The sequence below is a fragment of the Pseudomonas sp. genome (assembly GCF_050739995.1).
Lineage (GTDB): Bacteria > Pseudomonadota > Gammaproteobacteria > Pseudomonadales > Pseudomonadaceae > Aquipseudomonas.
This window is the reverse complement of sequence record NZ_JBOICG010000040.1, coordinates 1-4,930: the sequence shown is the minus strand read 5'-3', so window position 1 is coordinate 4,930 and position 4,930 is coordinate 1. Positions and strand designations below refer to the sequence as shown.

The window sequence follows — 4,930 nt, the reverse complement described above, 5'->3', positions numbered from 1 at the left end:
CCTTGGTCTTTATGAAACACCGCGGCGTCCTTGTTAGGGCGGCTTCGCCGCCCAGCGCGGGGCAAGCCCGCTCACTACAAGCGTTTTTTCTGTGACTGGGTGAAGTTCAGTCGTTTACAGCCCCAGGTCTGAAAGCCCCGGATGATCATCCGGGCGCCGTCCCAGCGGCCAGTGGAACTTGCGCTCGCTCTCCTTGATTGGCAAGTCATTGATGCAGGCAAAACGGTTGGCCATCAGGCCGTTTTCGTCGAACTCCCAGTTCTCGTTACCGTAGGAGCGGAACCAGTTACCGGAGTCGTCGTGCCATTCATAGGCATACCGCACCGCGATTCGGTTGTCGGTAAACGCCCATAGTTCCTTGATCAGCCTGTAATCCAGCTCCTTGGCCCATTTGCGAGTCAGGAACCCCTTGGCCTCTTCACGGTTGTGGGCAAATTCGGCGCGGTTACGCCACTGCGTATCGAGGGTGTAGGCCAGGGAGACGCGTTGTGGATCGCGGGAATTCCAGCCGTCTTCGGCCAGGCGTACTTTTTCGATGGCCGACTCGCGGGTAAAGGGGGGCAACGGTGGACGTGTTTCAGAAGTAAGTGACATCGGGCAGCTCCTTGACACAATAAGGGTTGTTGAAAGTTGCCAGGTTTATGCGTTCTAAAGTCCCAATAATGTTCGCGCCATGCATTGCGCATTATCAGCGGCTGTTGAATCACCCATGACCAGGGCAACGGTAATCGCACCATCAATCAGGATCAGCAGTTGCGCGGCCTGCTGTTTCGGATCGGGAGTGCCATGTGCTTCACACAGTTCAAGTGCGTACTCGAACAGTTTCTGTTTATGGGCTTTGGCCAACAGCCGCACCGGGTCTTGTGCGTCGCCGGTTTCACCGCTGGTATTGATAAAGGCGCAGCCACGAAAGTCCGCCGAGGCAAACCAGACTTTCAGCGCACTGAACAGTGCCAGCAGGCGCTCGCCGCTGTCTTGGCTGCGTTCCACTTCAGTACGCAGCCAGTGCATCCAACGCTCATCGCGGCGCTGCAACGCAGCGATCACCAGCTCGTCCTTGTTGGCGAAGTAGCGGTAGATGCTTTTTCTCGACACGCCGGCAGTCTTCACCAGGAAATCCATGCCGGTGGCGGCAATGCCGTGGCGATAGATCAACTTTTCGGTGACGTCGAGAATAATGTCGCGGGTTTCGCTGGGAGTCATATCGTTCATGTCGCCAACAGTAGAACGATCGTTCTTCTTGGTCAATTAACTTTTTTCCATGCGCGACAACGAGACCTGAGCACCCCCATGGTGTAAGCTCTGGGCCTCTTCGGATTCGACCCATTGCGAGCCTTATGCCGTCGTTCTTCAAACGCTCCTTGTTGCCCAAACTACGCGGTTTTCCACTGACCCCTGACGCCATTGAAGTACTGTCCGGCGCCGAGGCGTTCCGGCGTTGCCTGTTGGAAAAGATTCCCCAGGCCACTCGGCGTATCTACATCGTTGCGCTGTATTTGCAGCAGGACGAAGCGGGGCAGGAGATCTACGATGCGCTGCATGCCGCCAAGGCTGCGCGGCCGGCGTTGGATATTGTGGTGGTGGTCGACTCGCTACGTGCGCAACGCGGCCTGATCGGTGCCGGCAAGCAACCCGGTAACAGCGCGTGGTACCAGGCGATGACCCAGAGCCACGCGAGCGAAGTGCCGGTGTATGGCGTGCCGGTGCAAACCCGTGAATTGTTCGGCGTGCTGCATCTCAAGGGCTTTGTGATCGATGACAGTGTGCTGTACAGCGGCGCGAGCCTGAACAATGTGTACCTGCACAAGTTCGACAAGTACCGTTTCGATCGTTATCACCTGATCCACAGCAAGCCGCTGGCGGATTCGATGCAACACTTGGTCGAGCATGGCTTGGTGGCTTCCAAGGCCGTACACCGCCTGGACCTGCCCAACCCGCCGACCACCCGCAGCCTGCGTAACGATATCGGTGACTTGCGCAGTCGTTTGAAGCACGCGGCGTATGACACCACGGCCGGGCAATTGCCCAACGGCCATCTGTCGGTGAGCCCTCTGCTGGGCGTTGGCAAGAACAACCCCTTGAGTCGAGTAATCCTGGAGTTGATCGCCAGTGCCCAACATCATCTGACCATCTGCACACCGTATTTCAACCTGCCGCTGCCGGTCACCCGGGAAATCAATCGCGCCCTGGCGCGGGGCGTGAAGATCGACATCATTGTCGGCGACAAAACCGCCAACGACTTCTACATCCCGCCCAGCGAACCGTTCAAGGTGATCGCAGCACTGCCGTACCTGTACGAAATCAGCCTGCGCCGCTTCGCCAAACGCCATCAGCCGATGATCGACAGCGGCCAGTTGAACCTGCACCTGTGGCGCGACGGCGATAACACCTACCACCTCAAGGGGATGTGGGTTGACCAGCGCTACACCTTGCTGACGGGGAATAATCTCAACCCGCGTGCGTTCCGTCTCGATCTGGAAAACGGCTTGCTGATCGATGACCCGCAGGGTCAATGGTTGGCGCCACGGCGCGCGGAGTTGGCGCAGATTTTCCAGCACACCACGCGAATCGAACGTTATCAGGCTCTGCAAAGCCTGGTGGATTACCCGCAAGCCGTGGGCAAGTTCCTGCGGCGGGTCAGCCGTGTGCGGATTGAACGGTTGCTCTACCGAATCCTGTAATCGAACTGAGTCAACAGGCAAAAAAAGACCCGGGCACCTGCAAAGGCCCCGGGTCTTTTTATGCGCGTTTTAGTTCAGGCCCAGCTTGCCGCGCAGGGTCGACAGGTCTTCGGCCAATGTATTGACCGGCCCCACCAAGGCCTTGCGGTCGTTTTCCTTGACCTTGTCGTAGGTCTCAAAGCCGCCATCCTGGGTCTTGTACTTGGCCAGGATCTTGTCCACGGTGGCAAAGTTTTTGTCGACCTTGGTCAGGAACGCTTTGTCTTGCTTCTCGATCTGGCCACGGAACAGGTCGACGATTTTCTTCGCGCCGTCGACGTTGCCCTGGAAGTCATACAGGTCAGTGTGGCTGTAGCGGTCTTCCTCGCCGGAGATCTTGGTGGCCGCCACTTCTTCGAGCAACGCGGCGGCGCCGCCAACGACTTTCTCCGGTGGGAAGGTCAGGCCCGCGACACGGGTTTGCAGGTCCTTGACGTCGCTGTTCAGCTTGTCGGCGAGGGCACCCAGGCCTTCGGTGGTGTTCTTGGAGAACAGCGCGTATTCGATGCGATGGAAGCCGGTGAAGTCCTCGGCTTCAACACCTTTCTCGTGGTCGTCGACGCGGGAGTCGATGGACGCGTCGAGGTCGCTGAACAGCTCCGCGATCGGCTCGATGGACTCGTAGTGCACACGGGTCGGCGCGTAGAGCTTCTTGGCGGTGGCCAGGTCGCCTTTCTTCACGGCGTCAGTGAATGCCTGGGTCTGGGTGACCAGTTCACCGATTTCTTCGGTGACGTAGATTTTGTAGTCCGATACCGGGCCTACCAAGTCCAGCGGTGCGGTGGCGGCGAAGGCTGCCAGCGGCGAAAGGGTCATTAACAACGACAACGCGATAGACGACTTCTTCATGGGGCTTATCCGCTCTTGGGTTTGTTTTATTCAGGTATTGGCAGTGGTTTGAGGGTGCGAAGCCGTGAGCAGCGTGCGCCCGAGGAAATCCTTGGGCCCGGTGACGCCCGGCAAGGTGAAGAAGTACCCGCCGCCGACCGGCTTGAGGTATTCCTCCAGGGGCTCGCCATTGAGCCGGGTTTGCACGCTGATAAAGCCTTTCTCCAGGTCAGCCTGGTAGCAGATGAACAACAGCCCCATGTCCAGCTGACCGTTCTTATTGACGCCGTTGGAGTAGTTGAACGGCCGGCGCAGGATCAGGTTGGCCTGAGTCTGCGGGGTGCGCGGGTTGGCCAGGCGGATGTGGGCATCGAGCTTGGTCAACTTGCCTTCCGGGTCCTTGCTGTAGTCCGGAACCTGGGTTTCGTGCTGGCCATCCATGGGCGCGCCGGTGGGTTTGACGCGGCCGATAATGCTCTCTTGCTCTTGCAGCGGGGTGCGGTCCCAGCGCTCGACGAAGTTGCGGATGATCCGCACCGCCTGGTAGCTGCCATTGACGGCCCAAGTGGGTTCGTCGCTGGCGGGCTGCACCCACACGATCTGATCCATGGCTTTGTCATCGTTGGAGTTCGGGTTGGCCGAACCATCCCGAAAACCGAGGAAGTTGCGTGCACTCTGCGCCGGTTCCCCGGGTTTGGCGGGCGCTTGGGGCGGCACGCTGCCTTCCTGTTTCCAACGCACCAGCAGCAGGTCGGGCAGGTTCTTCACGATGTCGCGCAAGGCGTGGATATTGGTGTCTGGGGTATTGGAGGAAAACTGCAGGCTCAAATCGCCATGACACTGCGCCGGTTCCAATGCATCGTTGGGGAAACCGACCATGCGGCTCAGGCGCTTGGGCTTGACCGCTGTGAGGCCGAAGCGCTCATCGAACAACGATTCACCCACCGACACAGTGATAGTCAGGTTATCTGGTGTCACTACCGGGCCGAGAATGCCGGAGTCTGTCGGCGGCAATTTCGGGTCGACTTGCGGCACCGTGCCGCCGGTCATCAGAAAATGGATGCGCTCGCTCAAGGTGCGGAACAGGCGTTCCAGGTCTTCACGGTCGCTGGCCAGCACGTCAAACGCCACCAGCATGCCGCAGGCCGGGCGCGGGGTGACGATACCGGTCTGGTGCTTGCCGAAGAAATCGTGGTGGTCCTGGGTCTTGTCGCTGCGCGGTGCGGTGGTGACTTGCTCCGCCGCAGCGGCCATGGCCGGGCAGGCCAGGCTGCTGCCGGCAATGGCTGCGCCAGTGGCTGCCATGCCCAGCAGAACGCGGCGACGCTGAAGGTTGGTGTGTTCTTTATCACTCATGTGTGCGGTCGTCTTCACTGCAGGCC

General features: G+C 59.4%; 5 protein-coding genes. 1 reads left to right on the top strand and 4 read right to left on the bottom strand.

Going from position 1 to position 4,930, the window contains the following annotated elements; genetic code table 11:
- Positions 1-114: 114 nt before the first annotated feature.
- Both ACRESD_RS01480 and ACRESD_RS01475 read right to left on the bottom strand, forming a co-directional pair.
- Positions 115-594 carry a DUF1348 family protein gene (locus ACRESD_RS01480; RefSeq protein ID WP_431749309.1) on the bottom strand — a complete coding sequence of 160 codons (480 nt, stop codon included), beginning with the start codon at positions 592-594 and terminating at the stop codon, positions 115-117.
- A gap of 54 nt (positions 595-648) precedes the next feature.
- Entirely contained in the window at positions 649-1,212 is a 564-nt protein-coding gene (locus ACRESD_RS01475; RefSeq protein WP_431749308.1) for a TetR/AcrR family transcriptional regulator, read from the bottom strand.
- Between the two features lie 125 nt (positions 1,213-1,337).
- Between ACRESD_RS01475 and pssA the strand changes: the two genes are divergently transcribed.
- Positions 1,338-2,681: a CDP-diacylglycerol--serine O-phosphatidyltransferase gene (gene pssA / locus ACRESD_RS01470; RefSeq protein ID WP_431749307.1), complete on the top strand. Its 1,344-nt coding sequence runs from the start codon at positions 1,338-1,340 to the stop codon at positions 2,679-2,681.
- 69 nt (positions 2,682-2,750) lie between these two features.
- Here the strand turns inward: pssA and efeO are convergent, their stop codons facing one another.
- A complete protein-coding gene (efeO, locus tag ACRESD_RS01465; RefSeq protein ID WP_431749306.1) occupies positions 2,751-3,569 on the bottom strand; it encodes an iron uptake system protein EfeO in 819 nt (272 codons plus the stop codon).
- 30 nt (positions 3,570-3,599) lie between these two features.
- Entirely contained in the window at positions 3,600-4,904 is a 1,305-nt protein-coding gene (gene efeB, locus ACRESD_RS01460; RefSeq protein ID WP_431749305.1) for an iron uptake transporter deferrochelatase/peroxidase subunit, read from the bottom strand.
- Positions 4,905-4,930 lie beyond the last annotated feature (26 nt).